Annotated in this window: 14 protein-coding genes; 7 read left to right on the top strand and 7 right to left on the bottom strand. The window is 68.6% G+C overall.

Features of this window, described 5'->3' with window-relative positions:
- The first annotated feature begins 35 nt into the window (after nucleotides 1-35).
- Nucleotides 36-614, top strand: a complete 579-nt coding sequence (locus tag BM397_RS07575) for a TetR-like C-terminal domain-containing protein (protein WP_092422589.1) — start codon at nucleotides 36-38, stop codon at nucleotides 612-614.
- Nucleotides 615-623: 9 nt separating this feature from the next.
- On the opposite strand, the gene BM397_RS07580 is transcribed toward BM397_RS07575, so the two are convergent.
- Nucleotides 624-3887, bottom strand: coding sequence for a S41 family peptidase (locus BM397_RS07580; protein ID WP_176806541.1), 3264 nt, complete (start codon nucleotides 3885-3887; stop codon nucleotides 624-626).
- A gap of 184 nt (nucleotides 3888-4071) precedes the next feature.
- Between BM397_RS07580 and BM397_RS07585 the strand changes: the two genes are divergently transcribed.
- Nucleotides 4072-4545 carry a nucleoside deaminase gene (locus tag BM397_RS07585; protein WP_092423248.1) on the top strand — a complete coding sequence of 158 codons (474 nt, stop codon included), beginning with the start codon at nucleotides 4072-4074 and terminating at the stop codon, nucleotides 4543-4545.
- A gap of 32 nt (nucleotides 4546-4577) precedes the next feature.
- Here the strand turns inward: BM397_RS07585 and BM397_RS07590 are convergent, their stop codons facing one another.
- The gene (locus BM397_RS07590) at nucleotides 4578-5249 is read right to left on the bottom strand and encodes a GntR family transcriptional regulator (RefSeq protein WP_092423251.1); all 672 of its coding nucleotides are present in this window, start codon (nucleotides 5247-5249) and stop codon (nucleotides 4578-4580) included.
- Nucleotides 5250-5356: 107 nt separating this feature from the next.
- On the opposite strand from BM397_RS07590, the gene BM397_RS07595 reads away from it, so the two are divergent.
- From BM397_RS07595 to BM397_RS07615, 5 genes are all read left to right on the top strand, one after another.
- A complete protein-coding gene (locus BM397_RS07595) occupies nucleotides 5357-6427 on the top strand; it encodes a 4-hydroxythreonine-4-phosphate dehydrogenase PdxA (RefSeq protein WP_092422596.1) in 1071 nt (356 codons plus the stop codon).
- Nucleotides 6428-6471: 44 nt separating this feature from the next.
- The gene (locus BM397_RS07600; RefSeq protein ID WP_092422599.1) at nucleotides 6472-7461 is read left to right on the top strand and encodes a TRAP transporter substrate-binding protein; all 990 of its coding nucleotides are present in this window, start codon (nucleotides 6472-6474) and stop codon (nucleotides 7459-7461) included.
- A gap of 71 nt (nucleotides 7462-7532) precedes the next feature.
- Nucleotides 7533-8123 (top strand): TRAP transporter small permease, encoded by a 591-nt coding sequence (locus BM397_RS07605; protein WP_218124855.1) that lies wholly within the window; start codon nucleotides 7533-7535, stop codon nucleotides 8121-8123.
- Nucleotides 8120-9406 (top strand): TRAP transporter large permease, encoded by a 1287-nt coding sequence (locus BM397_RS07610; RefSeq protein WP_092422602.1) that lies wholly within the window; start codon nucleotides 8120-8122, stop codon nucleotides 9404-9406. The genes BM397_RS07605 and BM397_RS07610 overlap by 4 nt, the downstream gene beginning before the upstream one ends.
- A gap of 167 nt (nucleotides 9407-9573) precedes the next feature.
- Complete coding sequence (locus BM397_RS07615) at nucleotides 9574-10683, top strand: alanine racemase (protein WP_092422605.1); 1110 nt, start codon at nucleotides 9574-9576, stop codon at nucleotides 10681-10683.
- Between the two features lie 36 nt (nucleotides 10684-10719).
- Here the strand turns inward: BM397_RS07615 and BM397_RS07620 are convergent, their stop codons facing one another.
- From BM397_RS07620 to glsA, 5 genes are read right to left on the bottom strand one after another with little or no spacing between them, the layout of a single operon-like run.
- Nucleotides 10720-12249: an adenylate/guanylate cyclase domain-containing protein gene (locus BM397_RS07620; protein ID WP_092422608.1), complete on the bottom strand. Its 1530-nt coding sequence runs from the start codon at nucleotides 12247-12249 to the stop codon at nucleotides 10720-10722.
- Nucleotides 12249-12614, bottom strand: coding sequence for a response regulator (locus BM397_RS07625; protein ID WP_092422611.1), 366 nt, complete (start codon nucleotides 12612-12614; stop codon nucleotides 12249-12251). Before BM397_RS07625 ends, BM397_RS07620 begins: the two co-directional genes overlap by 1 nt.
- Complete coding sequence (locus BM397_RS07630) at nucleotides 12611-15289, bottom strand: response regulator (RefSeq protein WP_092422614.1); 2679 nt, start codon at nucleotides 15287-15289, stop codon at nucleotides 12611-12613. The genes BM397_RS07625 and BM397_RS07630 overlap by 4 nt, the downstream gene beginning before the upstream one ends.
- Nucleotides 15286-16071 carry a Tll0287-like domain-containing protein gene (locus tag BM397_RS07635; protein WP_218124856.1) on the bottom strand — a complete coding sequence of 262 codons (786 nt, stop codon included), beginning with the start codon at nucleotides 16069-16071 and terminating at the stop codon, nucleotides 15286-15288. The genes BM397_RS07630 and BM397_RS07635 overlap by 4 nt, the downstream gene beginning before the upstream one ends.
- Complete coding sequence (gene glsA, locus BM397_RS28945) at nucleotides 16068-17918, bottom strand: glutaminase A (RefSeq protein ID WP_176806543.1); 1851 nt, start codon at nucleotides 17916-17918, stop codon at nucleotides 16068-16070. Before glsA ends, BM397_RS07635 begins: the two co-directional genes overlap by 4 nt.
- Nucleotides 17919-18167: the final 249 nt, after the last annotated feature.

Genomic DNA, 18167 nt, shown 5'->3' on the forward strand with positions numbered 1-18167 from the left:
CACCCGCCCTGTGCGGAGGTAGACAGGAGCTGTGCATGAGCGGGGAGAAAAAGCAGGGAGGCCGGCCGGTGGACGCCGCTGCCGGGCGGTCACTGAAGCTTGCGGCGCTTCAGCTGGTGCGTGAGCGGGGCTACGCCAAGGTCTCCATCGCCGCCATTGCCAGCGCCGCGGGCGTGGCGCGCCAGACGCTCTACAACCGCTGGAACACCAAGGCCGACCTGGTGCTTGACGCGGTCTTCGAGGAGACCGGGCGCTTTTCCACGATCCCACCCGCCGATACCGGCGAGACCTGTGCCGCGCAGCTCGAGGCCTTCCTTGTCGAGGTGTTCGATCATCTGGCCGTGGACGGCGATCCCCTGCGCGCCCTGATCGCGGCGGCACAGGAGGACACGGCATTTCGCACCGCCTTTCGCGAGCGCTTCGTACTGCCGAGGGAGCAGATCGTGACGGACCTGCTGCGCCGGGCGCAGGCACGCGGCGAGCTGGGCAAGACGCGCGACCCCGAGATGCTCTCGGCCTTCGTCCACGGCGCCTTCTGGTACCGGCTGCTCAACGGTCAGCCGGTGGATGCGGCGCTGGCGCGGGCGATCACCGCAGAGGTCTTTGCCCGCTAGGCCCGGGCGCTAGTCATCGATGTCGCGCAGAAGCGCCGCAACCGCGGCCGCGAGCTGCGGGTCCCGCCCCGCCTCGATGTCCTCCGGGGTGACGCGGACGATCTCCTCCGGCACGATCTCGCGGTTCTCGAAGAAGTCGCCCTCGACCGTCCGAAAGCCGAGCTGCGGCACGCCCAGCACCAACCGCGGCTCGAGCAGTGGCGGGCGCAGCACCGCCGTGCCGGTGCCCGGCACCATGTCACCGACCGAGGGGCCGAGGCCCTCGTGGATGTAGTAGTAGGGAAACACCGAGGCATCCGAGTAGTCCCAGCTGTTCACCACCAGCGCCGTGGGCTTTGCCCAGCGGGTGTAAGGCGTGGTCCCGAGGTCGACGCCGTTGCGGGTCACCAGCCCCGAATGCCGGCTCCCGGTGAGGAAGGCGGTGAGCTGGTCGTGCAGGAAGCCGCCGAAGTTGAAGCGCTGATCGACGATGGCCCCCTCCTTGTCACGCGCCTTGCCCATCAGGTCGGAATAGACCTGCCGGAAGGACGCATCATCCATGCTCCGCACGTGGGTATAGCCGAGACGCCCCCCGGAGAGCTCCTCGACCATGGCGCGACGGGTGGTGACCCAATGGGCATAGGCCAGCTCGGGCTCGGTGCCGGGCGGCGCGGCGCGCAGGGTCATATCTCTGGCTGCGCCGCCATCTGCCGGCTGCACGGTCAGCCGCAACAGATCGCCCGCCCGGCGGTTCAGCAGCGGGGTGATATCCGCCTCCGGTCCGATCTCCTCGCCATCCACCGCGAGGATCACCGCGCCTTCGGCCAAGGACGGGCCGAGCAGTGCCGCCGGACCGCCCGGCAGCGTCGCCGCAATGCGCACTCCGGGGCCCTCGTGCAACGTGTCGTAATAGAGCCCCAGCTCGGCGGTGCTGTCCCAGCTCGGGCTGTCCGATGCAAAGCGGGTGTTCAGATGCGAGGCGTTCAGCTCCCCCAGCATCTCGGCCATCAGCTCGGCGAAATCCTCCCAATGCGACAGATGCGGCAGGTAACGGGCGTAGATGTCGCGTACCCCCGGCCAATCCACCCCGTGCATGCCGGCGTCGTAGAACTTCGACTGCACGAAACGCCAATGGTGCTCGAAGAGATACTCCATCTCGGCCACCGGATCGTAGCTGGCCTGCAGGCTGAACGGAACCGGGGCGCTGGCGCCGCTGGCCACATCGACGATCTCGACCCCATCCGCGTGCATGAGATACAGCGTTCCCCGGTCCGGGCTTATCGCGATGTCGACGATGCCCGCCGGCGAGGTCGCGAAGACCTGTCGCGGGTGGCGCGAGGCCATGTCGATCACCGAGCCTGTCAGCACACCGATCGTCGGCTGGAAGGTGACCAGCACCATCCCCGCATTGTCCGGGGTCATCTCGGCCAGGACTGGCACGACCGATGCGCCTGTGATGCGGCTGCGACGGTAGGGCAACCCCTCGAAGTCGGGTTCGAGCGGAGGCGCCGCCTCTTCCTTGCCCTCGGATGAGGGCTCGGCGCCGGTGGGCGGGATCGGGGCCGCTTCGCCCAGTTCGCGCTGCAGGTAGCCCTCGGGTGTCAGATAGGCGGCCATCACGTCCTGCGTGCCGCCATTCTCGTCGAGGTTGCGTTCCGAGAAACGGTCGGTGGCCCAGAACACCACCGAGCCATCGGGGCTGAAACCCGCACCGTGATCTCCGAAGCCGGAATCCGAGAGATTGTGGCGCAGGTGCGCGCCCGTGGTCTCGATCAGCTCCACCTCGGTATTGGCCGAGCCGAAACCGGTGGTGGTGAGGATGTACCGCCCGTCCGGCGACCACGCGAAGTCGAACTCCGCCTCGCCGTAGAAATAGGTGGCACTGTCGGGCAGGATCTCGGAGCTCTCGCCCGTCCTGCTGTCCCAGATGCGGATGGCGTTGCGGTCGTCGCGATAGGCAATCCTGATGCCGTCCGGAGCATAGGCCGGCTGCAGCGCGTCGGTTCCGGTGTCGATAAGCTGCACCTCCTCCAGTGCCAGCGCCGAGAGGAAGTTTTCGTCTTCCTCTCGGGTCAGGGCGGTCTGGTAGATGTCCCAGTCCCCCTCGCGCTCGGCAGCATAGAGCAGGCGGCGCCCGTCCGGACCATAGCTGACCGATCGCTCGGCCTGCGGGGTGTCGGTGATGCGGCGGACCTCGCCCGACAGCGGCGACAGCACGAAGATGTCACCGCGCGCCACCACGGCCAGCTCGCTGCCGTCGGGAGACACCGACGTCTCGGTGATCTGATCCCCGAGATCGCCATAGACCTCGCCCTTGAGCAGCGTGCCCTGCCGGATGCGCAGCGGCACCTGAACCGGGGCCGCCGCCCCGGGGTCCAGCCGCCAAATTTGCGTGTCATAGGTATAGGCCAGCGTGCCGTCATCGGCTGCTGAAACGAAGCGCACGGGCAGCCGGTCGTGCGAGGTCACGCGGGTGGGCGCCCCTTCGCCTGCCAGCGGCATGCGCCAGATGTTGAAGGTCTCGGGCGCCGCGTCCGGATCGCCGATCCCAGCCTCGGGCATCTCGGTCGCCCAGAAAAGCTCTGAACCGTCCGCCGAGAAGGCCGGGCTGCGGTCGCTGCCGCGGTAGCGCGTGAAGCGGCGGTGTGTGCCGGCCTGGATGTCGTACAGCCAGATATCGCTGGTCCCGTCCGAAATCTCGCGCTTGCGCCAGGGCACCTCGGGAGAGGTGCGGTCGACATAGGCCAGCGTCCGGCCATCGGGGCTGACGTCGAGCTGCCCGCTGGGCAGGGGCATCACCAGCCGGGGGCGCCCGCCCGTGACCGACACGCGCATCACCACGCCCGCGATCAGTCCGAGCCCGGTCAGGTGATCTGCGGTCGGCGTGCCGAGCCGGTCCGCGGAGAAGAGGACCTCGGCGCCATCGGCGCTGAAGGCCAGCGGGTGCTCGGCACCGGAATGCCGGGTCAGCCGGGTGATCTCGCCGCCCGCGACCGGCATGACGAAAACGTCGGCCAGGTTGAATCGATCAGAGGCAAAGGCGATGCGGGAGCTGTCCGGCGACCAGACCGGAGAAGTGCTGCGGAACTGCCGCTCCGTGAGCGGCACGGCCTCGCCGCCCTCGCTGGGCACGATCCATATCTGGCCCCGGTAGGTGAAGGCGATGGTGGACCCGTCGGGCGAGATCTGTGCCCCCCGTACCCAGAAGGGCGCCTGTTCCTCGGCGCTCACGGCGGGTGCGGTCAGGGATAGCGCGGCCAGGAGGCCGACAAGGCAGCGTACAATCGTCTTCATCAAAACATCTCCGGAAACCGGCTCAATCCTGATGAGGCTAAACCGTCGCAGTACGCGTGTCATGCCAAAGCGGGGCGGGACCCGCAGCCACCGCGCGCAGTTTCCGAACGGGCCGCGCGCGAGATTCCGTCCCCCTCGCACCGCGCGAGACGCTATGCTCGCGGCACAGACACAAGGGGTCCACATGAAAGACATCGATCTCGGCCATCTGCGGGAAACCATCCGCATTGCGCAGGAGAGCCGCGCGGCAGGCAACCATCCCTTCGGCGCGCTGCTGACGGGACCGGATGGCGCGGTGCTGCTCCGCCAAGGCAATGCCTACCAGCAGGGCAAGGGCGTCGCACATGCCGAGCTGCTGGTCGCGCAGGAGGCGAGCCGCCTCTACACGCCGGAATTCCTCGAGGGCTGCACGCTCTATACTTCGGTCGAACCCTGTTGCATGTGCGCTGGGGCCTGCTACTGGGCCGGTATCGGGACGGTGGTCTACGGCATGACCGAGAAGCGCCTCGCCGTGCTCACCGGCGACAATCCCGAGAACCTGACGCTCGACCTGCCCTGCGAGGCGGTGTTCGAGGCGGGGCAGCGCCGGGTCGAGACCCGGGGCCCCTTCGCCGAGATCGAGGAAGAGGTCGCCGAGGGCCACCGCGGCTTCTGGTAAGTCCCCGCAAAGTCCTCTGGGACCGCTACCGCTCAGAGCGAGTCCTTCACCCGGTCCCACGTATTGGTCAGGTGGCGCGACATGACCTCGCCCAACCGGTCGCCGTCGCGCGCCTCCAGCGCGGCGATCATCTGCTCGTGCTCGGCGACCGCCTCGGCCCAATAGTCCTCGGTGCCATTGCCGACGAAACGGATGCGCTTGAGCCGTCCCTGGATATTCTGCTGGATCTCCTGCAGCGTCTCATTTCCCGAAAGCGCCGCGAGACGCGAGTGGAATTCCTGGTTGAGCTTGTAATAGGGCAGCCGGTCGCGCTTGCGGTAGTAGCCCAGCATCTCCTCGTGCAGCGCCCGCATCCCGGCGATGTCCTCGTCGCTGGCCCGCGCGCAGGCGGTCTGCCCCGCGAGCTTTTCGAGATGCCCCAGCACCTCGAGCATGGAGAACACATCCTGCGGCGAGAGCTTGCGCACGGTCGCCCCCCGCGACGGCTGGATGACGATCAGCCCCTCGGCCGCCAGCGTGCGCAACGCCTCGCGGAACGGGGTGCGTGACACGCCCAACTGCTCCAGAAGCTGCACCTCGTCGATGCGGCTGCCGGGCTCGAGATAGCCCTCGATGATCAAATCCCGGATCCGGTTCGCGACCTGATCGTGCAGGGATTCCTTCTTTATTTGCAATGGCATGGCCGAGGAAGACGACAGGTCCATGACACCTCCGGGATTGCTCTTTTTCATAGGTTAGCAAGTTTTTCCTTGCCATGCGATACCGTATCGGAAAACAAAATATACAAAATACATGTGGAGGAGAATCGAATATGCGAGTCGCATTGGCGATCGGGGATGCCGCCGGGATCGGGCCTGAACTGGCCGCGAAGATCGTGGCGGACGCGCAGGCGAACCTTGGCGACCTGATCGTCATCGGGGATGCACGGCTGCTGGCAAAGGGCGCGCAGGTCGCCGGGGTGAAGGTCGATCTGCCGGTGATCTCCACCGCGGATCTCGCAAAGCCCCTGCCCGCAGGATCGGTTCTGCTCGATCTGGGCAACTGCGATCCGGCCGCGGTGCCGCCGGGCAAATCCTCGGAGGCCGGGGGCCGCGCCTCGCTGCAGAACTTCGCCACCGCGCTGCTGCTCGGCAAGGCCGGGATCGCGGGTGTCTGCGCCTTCACCCCGTTCAACAAGCATTCGATGCGCCTCGCCCGGTCGAGCTACGTCGACGAAATCGGTTTCGTCGACGCGGTGATCGAGGCCGAGCAGTCGGGCCGCGAATTCAACGTGCTCGACGAGGTGTGGAACGCCCGGGTGACCTCGCACATCCCGCTGAGCAAGGTCGCGGCCACGATCACCACAGAGCGGGTGGCCAACAGCCTGCAACTCACCTCGGACGTGATGACCGCTGCGGGCATCCCCAATCCGCGCATCGGCGTGGCCGCGCTCAACCCGCATGCCGGGGATGGCGGCAACTTTGGCCACGAGGATGACGAGGTGATCGCGCCCGCCATCGAAATCGCCAAATCCCAAGGGATTAACGTGACCGGCCCCGTGCCCTCGGATACCGTCTTCGTGCGGGCCATCAAGGGGGGAGAGTTCGACGCGGTGATGACCATGTACCACGACCAGGGGCAGATCGCGATGAAGCTGATCGGCTTCGACCGGGGGGTGACGCTGATCGCCGGCTACCCCTTCCCGATCGTGACCCCGGCGCATGGCACCGCCTTCGACATCGCGGGCCAGGGCCGCGCCGACACCGGCGCCACGTTCAATGCCATCGCTCTCGGCCGCAAGCTGGCCGGGCTGCAGCCCCGTCCGCCAGCCACGGAGGAGGACCGCCAGCACGCGGCCGGGGCCATCGCGGCGCTCACCGAACCGGAGGTTCTGGCCGGCTGAGCCCACCCCACCAACAGGACCAAGCACTCAGGGAGGAGACACACTTGGAACTCAAGCATATCGCACTGATCGGCGCCGTCGCCGTCACGCTGCAGGCCGCGCCTGCGCTGGCGCAGACCGAGATCATTTTCGGTATCAGCGCCGCCGATGGCTCGCTGCAGGACCAGACCGCCGAGGAATTTGCCCGCCGCGCCAACGAGAAACTCGGCGACAAGGCGGTAGTGAAGGTCTTTGACAGCTCGCAGCTGGGCAAGGACAAGGACATGCTGCAGAAGATCAAGCTGGGCACGATGCACATCACCCTGCCCAGCTCGACCATGCCCGAGATCGCGCCCGAGTACGCGCTCTTTGACCTGCCCTTCCTCGTGGCCGACCGCCAACACCTGGCGAAGATCGACGAGGCGCTCTTCGACAGCGTTCTGAAGCCCGCCGCCGAGGCCAAGGGCTACAAGCCGCTGGCGATCTGGGAGAACGGCTTCCGCCAGATCACCAACTCCAAGCACCCGGTGACCACGCCCGCCGACCTCAAGGGCCTGAAGATCCGCACGCCGAACTCGAGCTGGCGCGTGGCAATGTTCCAAGAGTACGGCGCGAACCCGACGCCGATGCCCTTCTCCGAGCTCTTCGTGGCGCTGCAGACCGGCGTGGTCGACGGGCAGGAAAACCCGATGACCAACATCTACGGCGGCAAGCTCAACGAGGTACAGAAGTACCTGTCGCTGTCGAACCACGTCTACTCGCCGGCCTATCCGACCGTCGGCGTGAAGGCTTTCGAGAAGCTCGACCCCGAGGTGCAGCAGATCATCGAGGAGACCGCAAAGGAGGTCGCCTTCTGGGCGCGTGACACCGGCGAAGCACAGGATGGCGAACTGGTGGGCAAGCTCGAAGAGGGCGGGCTCGCGGTCAACAAGACCGACCGGGATGCCTTCGTCGAGGCCTCCAAGCCGATCTATGAGAAGTTCGCGGCCGAGGTCGAAGGCGGTCAGGAGATGATCGACCAGGCCCTCTCGCTGGCCAATGGCTCGGGTTCCTGAGCCACACAGGTGAACCGGCGGCGCGGCTGTCCCGCGCCGCCTCTCCCCTCGCAGAATTCCCGGAGGCAACCTTGCTGTCCCGTCCCACCCGCTGGCTCGACCTGTTCCTGCAGATCGCCACAATCGCGATGATCGTCGCGCTGGCCTGCGTCGTCCTCCTGGGCGTCGCTTACCGCTACAGCGGCCAGTCGCTGATCTGGTACGACGAGGTCGCCGCGGCGCTCCTCGCCTGGATCACCTTCACCGGGGCCGCGCTGGCCGTGGTGCGCAACTCCCACATGGGCTTCAACGGGTTGATGTTCGGCCTGCCGGGGGCCGGGCGCTTCGTGCTCTTCGGCCTCGTCGAGCTGCTGTTCCTGACCATCTGCGCGATCACCGCATGGGCCGGCTGGGCGATCCTCGAGATCTTCGGCGACGAGGTGATGACCACCGTCCGCTTCGTGCCGCGTGCCGTGCTGCAAGGCATCCTGCCGATCAGCTTCGGCCTGATGATCCTCGGACGGCTGCTGACCCTGCCCGAGCGCCTGCAGGCCGTGCGCGACGGCATCGATCCGGACACCGCCGAGATCGAGCACGAGATCGCCCGCGCCGAGGCCGAGCTGGCCGAAGCCCGCGGCAAGAGCCAGCGCAGCCCCGCGGCACCCAAGGAGGTCACCCAATGATCGAAGCCGGCATCCTTTTGTTCATGTTCGTGCTGATCGCGGTCGGCATGCCCATCGCCTTCTCGATCCTTGGCTCGGCGCTGCTCGGGGTCTTCCTGCTCAACGGCGAGCTCGGCTTTCTCAACGCCGCGCTGTCGCTCTACGACGGCGCCACCAGCTTCCCGCTCATCGCCATCCCGCTCTTCATCCTTGCCGGCGCGCTGATGAACACCGGCGGCATCTCGACACGGCTCATTGCCTTCGTCTCGGCGCTTATCGGCTTCGTGCGCGGCGGTCTGGCGATGGTCAACGTCGGCGTGTCGATGTTCTTCGCAGAAATCTCCGGCTCCGCCGTGGCCGACGTGGCCGCCACCGGCTCGGTGCTGATCCCGGCGATGAAGAACAAGGGCTACACCCCGCGCATGGCCGCGGCGATCACCTCTTCGTCGGCCTCGCTGGCGATCATCATCCCGCCGTCGATCCCGATGATCCTCTACGGCGCCATGTCCGACACCTCGGTGGTCAAGCTCTTCGTCGCGGGCATCGTGCCCGGCGTGCTGGGCGGCGGGCTGCTGATGGCGCTCTGCTATTACATGGCCCGGCGCTACGACCTGCCGCGCGACGAGGCCTTCTCGCTGCGCCGTCTCGGCGAGACCGCCAAGGACGCCTCCTGGGCGCTGATCCTGCCGGTAGTGATCCTCGGCGGAATCTTCGGCGGCGTGGTCACGGCGACCGAGGGCGCGGCGCTGGCAGTGGTGGCCGCCCTCTTCATCGGCGTCTTCATCTACCGCGAGATCGACCTGCGCCACCTCTATCAAGCGCTGGTGGACGGAGTGCTGCAGACCTCGGTGGTGATGCTGATGGTCGCCGCCTCGGCGGTGCTGGGCCTCTACCTCACCGAGACCGAGATGCCGCAGCGGCTCGCCGCGGGCATCACCGAGATCACCACCAACCCCTTCGCCGTGCTGATGATCATCAACCTCTTCCTGCTCTTCGTGGGCATGGTGCTGCATGGTGCGGCGGCGATCATCCTGACGGTGCCGATCTTCATGCCGCTGGTGCATGAGCTTGGCATCAACCCCATCCAGTTCGGTATTCTGCTGACGCTGAATATCGCGCTTGGCCAGCAGACCCCGCCGGTCGCGAGCGTATTGATCACCTCCTGTTCAATCGCCCGCACCGACGTGTGGCGGACCTCGGTCACCAACCTGCCCTTCGTGGGCGTGCTGGTGCTGGTGCTGCTGCTCGTCACCTACGTGCCGGCTGTGTCTCTCTCGCTGGTGGACCTCGTCTACGGCATGTAGCGGGTCCGTCGCGGGCCGGCTCTCCCCGGGGCCGGCCCGTGATCAGGTTCCTTCGACCGCGCAGCTCGGATCGCCCCCAAGCGGGGCGGTTTTTCTTGTCGGGGAATGGGATGCGCGCGGGCAAGCTGCTATGCCCGGCGCATCGACAGACGAAGGATCGCCCCGACATGTCCCACGCCCCCGACCTCACCGACATCGGCACCCCCGCCCTGCTCCTCGACGAGGCACGGATGAGCCGGAACATCGACCGGCTGGCGGCGCAGGCCGACGCGCTCGGCGTCACCCTGCGCCCGCACCTCAAGACGGCGAAATCCACCGAAATCGCGCGCCGCCTCGGCGGACCGATCACCGTCTCGACACTGGCGGAAGCCGAGGTCTTCCATGCCGCCGGGCATGGCGACATCCTCTACGCCGTCGGCATCGCCCCGCAGAAGCTGCCGCGCGTCCAGGCCCTGCGGGCACAAGGCTGCGACCTGACGGTGATCCTCGACAGTGCCGCGCAGGCGGAGGCGGCGGCCAGGGCAGGCGTGCCCGCGCTCATCGAGATCGACAGCGACGGCCACCGCGGCGGGCTCGCGCCCGATGCTCCGGCGCTGGTCGAAGTCGGACGGATCCTGCACGGCGCGGGACTGCTGCGCGGGGTGATCACCCACGCCGGCGAAAGTTACGGCGCCCGCGGGCGCGAGGCCCATGCCGAGTTCGCCGAGATGGAACGCAGCGCCACCGTGCGCGCCGCCGAGGCGCTGCGCGGCGCGGGTCTGCCCTGCCCGGTGGTCAGTGTCGGCTCGACCCCCACCGCTCATGCCGCCCGCGACCTCTCGGGCGTCACCGAGCTGCGCGCCGGGGTCTACATGTTCTTCGACCTCGTGATGGCAGGGATCGGCGTCTGCGAGGTGGACGACATCGCGCTCAGCGTGCTGACCACGGTGATCGGCCACCAGCAGGCCAAAGGCTGGGTGATGGTCGACGCAGGCTGGATGGCCCTGTCGCGCGACCGCGGCACTGCCGCGCAGTCGGTGGATCAGGGCTACGGGCTGGTCTGCGATGCAGCGGGGCAGGTGATCCCCGACCTCATCGTCTCGGGTGCCAACCAGGAGCACGGCATCGTCTCGCTGCGCCCCGGCAGCACGGCCATGCTGCCCGACCTGCCGCTCGGCACGCAGCTGCGCATCCTGCCCAACCACGCCTGCGCCACCGCCGCGCAGCATGGCCAATACCACCTGCTGCCTGCAGGCGGTGGCCCGCGCCAGGTCTGGCCCCGGTTCGGCGGCTGGTAACTTGGGGAGAACCTCCCGAATTCGGAAAAGCCTTGCTCAGTCGGCGAGAAAGGTGCGGACCGCTCCGACTCCGCGCAGCTCGCTGGTCCGCGCTTCGAACCCGCCGGCATCGCGCAGCAGCGCCCGCGTCGCCTCGGACAGGTGGATGCGCCCCGGCGTCCCCGCCGCCTCGATGCGGCTGGCAAGGTTCACAGTCTCGCCCCAGACGTCGTAGACGAACCGGCTGCGCCCGATCAGCCCGGCGATCACCGGCCCGCTGTGCAGGCCGACGCGGATGGTCATCTCGCCCGCCGTACGGCGGGCGATGTCTCCGACGATGGCCCGGGCGAAACCCAAGGCACGCTCGGCGTGGTCTTCGGCCGGCAGGGGAACGCCGCTCGCCGCCATGTAGGCATCGCCGATGGTCTTGATCTTCTCGACCCCGTGTTGCGCCGCGAGATCGTCGAAGGCGAGGAAGATCTCGGTCAGCCGCTGCAGCAGCTCGCCCGGGTCGAGCCGCGCCGTCCAAGGGGTGAAACCGACGATATCGGCAAACACAATCGTCGTGGCTGGCACCCGGTCGGCGATCTGCGTTTCCCCCGCCCGCAGGCGCGCGATCACCGGCGCCGGCAGCACCGCGTGCAGCATAGCATCGGCGCGGTCACGTTCGTATTCTATCTCCGCGAGGTAGCGCAGCTCGCGCTGGTGCCAGCGGTGCTTCTCGAGACAGGAGCCGACCCGCGCGTGCAGCAGCACCGGGTCCACCGGGCGCTGCAGGTAGTCCTCGGCCCCGGCGGCAATACAGCGGGTGACCGCGCGCATGTCCTTCAGCCCCGAGACGACAATGATCGGGATGTGCCGCCAGCGCGGGTTCTGCTTGATCCGCGCCAGCAGCTCGATGCCGTTCATGTCGGGCATCAGTACGTCCACGAGGATCACGTCAATCTCAGCCCGGGCCAGCACCACGAGACCTTCGGAGGCCGAGCCGGCGGTGGTCACCTCGTGGCCGTGGCGGCCGAGCTGACGGCGCATCAGGTCGAGGTTCTCGGCCGTATCGTCGATCACCAGCACCCGGCCCGCCTCTCCCTGAGGCACGCCGCTGCCCGCCGCCAGGCTCCGCGCAACCGAGGCGGCGACCAGCCCGTCGAGCGCCGAGCCTGCGAGGCTGCCCGCCTCCGCGTCCGGCCCGAGGACCCGGTCGATCTGCGCCAGAAGCAGCGCGCATTCCCCCACCACGCTGCGGATGTCGCCGAGCAGCGCCTCCGGCAGCGCCGCCTCGAAGTCCTCGGCGACCAGCTCGGAATAGCCGATGATGGCGTTGATCGGTGTGCGCAGGTCGTGGCGCAGCCGCTGCCGGTCGGACGGGACGACCCCGCCCTGCGCAGCGCTCCCGATCAGCGCCAGCAGCTGCCGCGCCGCCATGGCCACGCGCTCCGCGTCCGCGGCGGCCTCAGCCAGGCCGAGGCCGCGGATCTCCTCCAGCACGATCTCCTGTATCCCGGCGATGGCCTCCGCCGGCCCCGCCAGGCGCTGGATCACCCGGGTGGCCAGGGCCCGCTCGCGAATATCTTCCGGCGTATCCTGCATCAGCTTGCCAGCAGAGCCTCGATCTTAGCCAGCAGGTCCGGCAGGTCGATGGGCTTGGTGCCGAAGGCATCGCACCCCGCCTCCATCGCCTTCACCCGGTCGGCCTCCATCGCGTGGGCGGTGAGCGCAATCACCGGGATCGCGGCTGTCGCGGCGTCGGCCCGGAGCGCCCGCGTCGCGGCCCAGCCGTCGAGCACCGGCAGGCTCATGTCCATCAGCACGATGTCCGGGCGCGCGTCGCGCGCCATGTCCACCCCCGCCTGCCCGTCGCGCGCGGCGAGGATCTCGTAGCCCTTGCGCTGCAGCCGCCGGCTCAGCATGTCGAGGTTCATGTCGTTGTCCTCGACGATCAGGATCGTCGTCATGCGCGCTCCTCCCCCGGTGGTCCGACCGTCCCGTCTCCCGCGCCCACCTGCCGGGCGATCGCCGCCAGCAGCCCCGAGCGCCCGTCTCCGCCTTTCCTCACCACGTCGCGGGCGTTGGCCTTGAGCCAATCGAATTCGCGCCGCGTCAGGTCCTTCGAGGTGACCACGATCACCGGCAACGCCCGCCCCGCCTCGGTCTCGCGCAACCGCCGCAGGGTCTGGAACCCGTCGAGGTTGGGCATCATCAGGTCGAGCACCATCAGCCCCGGCATCCGCTCGGCGATCAGCGTCAGCGCCCGCGCGCCATCGGCGGCTTCGCGCACCGCCCAACCCTCGCGCGCGAGGATACGGCGAAACAGGCCGCGTGTCGCGGGATCGTCGTCGACCAGCAGCACCTCGCGCGCCTGATCGCCGGTGAGCGCGCGCAGCGCCGCCAGCAGCAGCTCGGGCTCCACCGGCTTGCGGAGCAGCTCCACCGCGCCGAAGGCCAGCCCCATCTCGCGATCCGACAGGATCGAGACCATGATCACCGGCGTCTCGCAGAGCAGCGGGTCTTCCTTCATCTCGCGCAGCACCGACCAGCCGTCGGTCTCCGGCATGATGATGTCGAGCAGCACCGCATCGGGGCGCCGCGCGCGCGCCAGCGCCAGACCCGCGACCGCGTCCGAAGCGGTCAGCACCCGGTAGCCCGCCCCGCGTACCGTCGCGCCGAGGCTGTCCAGCGCCGCAGCGTCATCGTCGATGATCAGGATCGTCGCCGCGCCCCCCTGTCCCGCATCTGCCGCGCCGCCTGCGGGCAGGCGCATGGTAAAGCACGCGCCTGCCCCCGGCGCAGAGGTCGCGCCGATGCTGCCGCCCAGCATCTCGCAGTAGCTCTTGACGATGGACAGGCCGAGACCGGTGCCCCCGTATTTGCCCGAGGTGGAGCTGTCCGCCTGCACGAAGGGGCGGAACAGGCGCGACAGCTGCGCCTCGCTCATGCCGATCCCCTCGTCGCGCACCTCGAAGACCACCTCCCCGCCGTCCCGGCGCACTTCCAGCTCGACCCGACCCTTGCTGGTGAACTTGCTGGCGTTGGAGAGCAGGTTGAACAGGTTCTGCCGCAGCTTGGTGCGGTCGGTCCGCATCGTGCCTATGCCCGGGGGCACTGCGACGCTCAGCCTGTTGGCATTGATTGCCAACAATGGTGCCACGGTCAGCCGCACGTCCTCGATCAGCGGGGTGATCTCCACCTCCTCGAGGAACAGCTCCATCTTACCGGCCTCGATCTTCGACAGGTCGAGCACATCGTTGATCAATGCCAGAAGATGCCGCCCCGAGCTTTCGATGCGCTGCAGGTCGGGCACCGACCCGGTCTCGCCCGCGTCCTCGGCGTCCTCGATCAGCATCTCGGAATAGCCGATGATCGCATTGAGCGGCGTGCGCAGCTCGTGGCTCATCGAGGCGAGGAAACGGCTCTTGGCCTCGTTTGCCTGCTCTGCCTCGGCGCGGGCGTCTTCGAGCTCGACCTGCCGGGCGCGCAGCTCGGAGATATCGGAATAGACCGCCACCGTGCCGCCGTCCGGCGTCTTGCGCTTCGACACCAGCAGCCATCGGCCGTCGTAGGCCATTTCGACCCGCGAGCCGGCCGGGCTGGCATGGCGGGCAAGGCACTCGGCGCGCCAGGTGTCGACCTCCTCCGGCGCGACGTCGAGGGTGCCCGAGGCCAGCTCGGCGTCGAGCAGCTCGGCGTAGCTGGCACTCTCCGGCAGATCCCGGGCAAAGGCGAAAATCTCGAGGAACCGACGGTTGCGCAGCACCAGACGGTCCGCGGCATCGAAGAGCGCGAAGCCGTCGGGAATCGTCTCCACCGCGGTGAGCACGGTGCGGCGCTGGCTGGCGTTGATCTCTTCGAGCTCGGCGCGCGCCTGCTGCGCCTCGTGCAGCGCTCTCAGCGTGGTCGCGAGCCGCCCGAACTCATCCGCGCCCTCGGGCGGCAGGTCGCCCGGCGCGCGGCCTTCCTGCAGGTCGACCATCGCCCGGTCGATACGGGTCAGCGGGCGCAGGATGGAGCGCAGCACGAGGGCGGTCAGCAGCGCCCCGGCCACAACGATCAGCGCGCAGATGACGATTGCCCGCAGCCGCGCCGCCTGCGCCGCGGTGGCCGCCGTGCGGTTCGCCTCCTCCGACTGGCGCGACAGGGTCTCGACCAGTGCGGCCAGCGCCCCGCTGGCGCCGTCGCTCTGCACCCGCGCCTGCGAAAGCAGGGTGTTTCCGACCACCCGGTTGCCGTCGGCATAAGAGTCGACCGCGGCGATGGCGCTGTTCCAGATACCGTCCAGCGCGCCCTCGATGGTCGCCGCCGCTTCGGGCGCAAAGCCGCGCAGCTCGGCCAGCCGCTCGGTCAGCCGGTCACGCGCCGCGCCGGCATTGCGCTCCGACAGCGTCAGCTGGCTGACCGCGAGGTCTGCGAGCCAGTAGCGCACCGCGCCGAACTCGCGCTGCGCCGCCGCCGCGACCTGCAGGCGGCGGAACCGCTCGGTGGCCTCGGCGATGCGGCCCTGGTTGGCCGAGAATTCCACCGCCATGATCACCGTGGAGAGCACCAGCACACCCAGCAGCACCGCCGACAGCCCGCCGATGCGAAAGCCGATCCGGCTGATCCGCCTGCCCGGGCCCGCGGCGGCGCCAGTCATCTGGTCTCGTGCAGGGTGATCGAGATCGCGCCGCCGAGATCGCCCTCCGCGCCGCCTTCCTTGGGAAAGCCGGTGATGTCCACCTCGCCCTCGGGCGTGCCGTGGCAGCTCAGGCAGGACGCCGAGTAATACTCGGGGATCAGCATGCGGAACTCCTCGGCGCCATCCGCGCCCGGCACCACCTCGTACCAGGCGGACCCGGTCTCGTGCTCAGCCGCGGCGAAGCGCGTCTCGATCACCTGCGCTTCCCAGTCGTCGGGCCGGGCGGTGCGATTGCGCACCAGCTCTGGCGGGGCGGTGACCTTGACCCGTGCCAGATCGCCCACCGCAGCGCCGAAGCGCTCGTTCACCAGCCGCGCAAAGACCGCCGGGATGAAGCCCTTGAACCCCATGCCCTCCATGTTGATCAGCGGCTGGGACTCGGCGACGACCTCGCGCATCGCCTGCAGCTGCGCCTCCGTCAGGCGGCGTTGCAGCGGGCTGAGGTCGCCGGCGAGAGGCGCCAGACCGTTGACCTCCTCATAGCGCAGCGCCACCTGGTCCATGAAGACGTCGGGGGAGAGCCCCTTGTCGCCGGCACCCGGATCGTTGATCCGCTCCTGGTTGGCCGAGACCACCGCGCGCCCGGCGCGCAAGAGCGCCGCGAGCCGGTTGCCGGTCTCCACCAGGCCGTCCAGCTCCTGCGCCGGAGCGGGCAGAGGCAGGGCCACGAGCATTGCCGTCGCCAGCACCCCGATCCCGCATGCTGCGCGCCGCAGCGCCCCCTGAAAGCCTCGTCTCATTCGAAGGTCCCGATCTGCTCGTTCGCGGCACGCAGCCGGTCCGAAAGGCTGCGTGCGAGATTGGCGAGGATGACCGCATAGGCCTGCGGGCGCCTGTCGGCGATCTCCCGGATCTGGTCGATGGCGAAGGCGTGGCAGACCACCGGCCCGCTCGCTACCGCATTGGCCGAGCGCAGGCCGCCATCGAGCATCGCCAGCTCGCCGAAGGCCTGCCCGGGACCGACCGCGCTGATCCTGCGAGCAGTCTCGCCGACGGGAATGGTGATGCTGACGACCCCGCGCGCCACCACATAGAAGGCCAGCGCCGCCTCGCCCTGGGTGATGATCCGAGCGCCTGGCTGGTAGGAAAAGGTCGCGGCGGCATTCTGCAGCAGCGCGATGTCCTCGGGCGCGAGCCCCTGGAACAGTTCGGCCTGCTCGAGCCGCATCGCATCCCCCGCGCCGGTCACCCGCGCCGTACCCAGCACGCCGTCCTCGAAGTCCTCCAGCGCCGCCTCGGTGGTCGTATAGCTCAGCGCATCTGCCGCGCCCTGCGCGACCAGCGCCTGGGGCAGCGCCGGGCCAAGGCGGTCGGGCAATTCGGTCAAAAGGATCCGGCTGCCCTTGCCACCGACCAGGCCGGGAATGCGCGACAGAATGTCGAGCGCGGCGCGATCGATGCTCTCGACCCGCCGGAAATCCAGCACCACGGTGCCCGCGGTCCGGGCGCAGCGGCTGGCCTCGCTGGCCACCCGCTCGGCGGTGGCGAAGTAGAGCGGTCCGGTCAGTTCAATGGCCGCAAAGGCCTCGCCGCCGGCGGCCAGAACCTCGCGTTCGGCTCCGGTGCGCTGGCGCAGCGAGCGGACCTCGCGCGCGCCGTAGACCCGCCGGATCGCCGATCCCGGGTCGAGCACGCTGGTGCAGGTGTGCAGCCCGAAGTCCCTCGCGAAGCTGCGGCAGACCTCGATGCCCCGCACCGAGTTGCCCACCGGGTCGAGCTTCGGCGAGTAGACCGCCAGCCCCACCTGCCCCGGCACCACCGCCATGATCATCCCCGACACGCCGCTCTTGGCTGGCAGGCCGACGTCGTAGAGCCATTGCCCGGCGTAGTCGTACATGCCGCAGGTGGTCATCACCGACAGCACGTCGCGGGTGACCTCGGGGGCAAAGACCTGCACACCGGTCATCGGCTGGCGGCCCAATGTCGCCAGCGTACAGGCCATGGCCGCAAGATCGGCGCAGTTCACCAGCACCGAGCATTGCCGGAAGTAGAGATCGAGCACCCGGTCCGGGTCGGGTTCGATCATCCCCGAATTCAGCATCAGCCAGGCGATGGCGCGGTTGCGGTGGCCGGTCTCATGCTCGGAGCGGAACACCGCTTCGTCGATCTCTAGCTGCCGCCCGGCGAGCCGCGAGAAAAGCGCACGCATCTCCTCGGTGCCCTGCCCGGTGCTCTCGCGGGTGAGTAGCGAGGCGGTGACGATGGCGCCCGAGTTGACCATCGGGTTGAAGGCGCGGTTGTGCGCCTCGTCGAGCAGGATGGAGTTGAACCGTTCGCCGGTGGGTTCGACCCCGACGCTCCTGAGCACCCGCTCGCGACCGAGCTCGGTGAGTGCCTGCCCATACATGAAGGGTTTCGAGACCGACTGGATCGTCACCTCGCGATCCCAGGTGCCGGCCTTGTAGAGCCGACCGTCGGCTGTCGCGACCGCGATACCGAAATCCGACGGGTCGGCGAGGCCGAGTTGCGGGATGTAGGTCGCCACGTCGCCCGCGTCGTTGGCGGAGAGCTCGGCAACCAGCGCCTCTAGGTATTGCCCCAGCACGGTGTTGCCCGCCAGAAACGCGTCGTCCGGAAACGCCTTCATCCGTGCCCTCCAATCCATTGTGCTCAAGTCTGGCAATTCTCGGCAAATGCTGACGCTACGGCAAGTTTCAATTTCCGCGGCTTGCGCCGGGAAACCGCTTGCGCAAGCGGCCACCACCTTGCCCCGCGGGCGCGGGGCAAAAAGCGCCAGTTCTTTGGGCAATGTCAGACCGGTGCCGCACCGCCCTGTGGCCGTTCGGGCGAACCGCAGGCGAGCACGCCTGCCCCGCGCGCACCCGCATAGCGGGAA

This window comes from Alloyangia pacifica, assembly GCF_900116195.1.
GTDB classification, from domain to species: Bacteria; Pseudomonadota; Alphaproteobacteria; order Rhodobacterales; family Rhodobacteraceae; genus Salipiger; species Salipiger pacificus.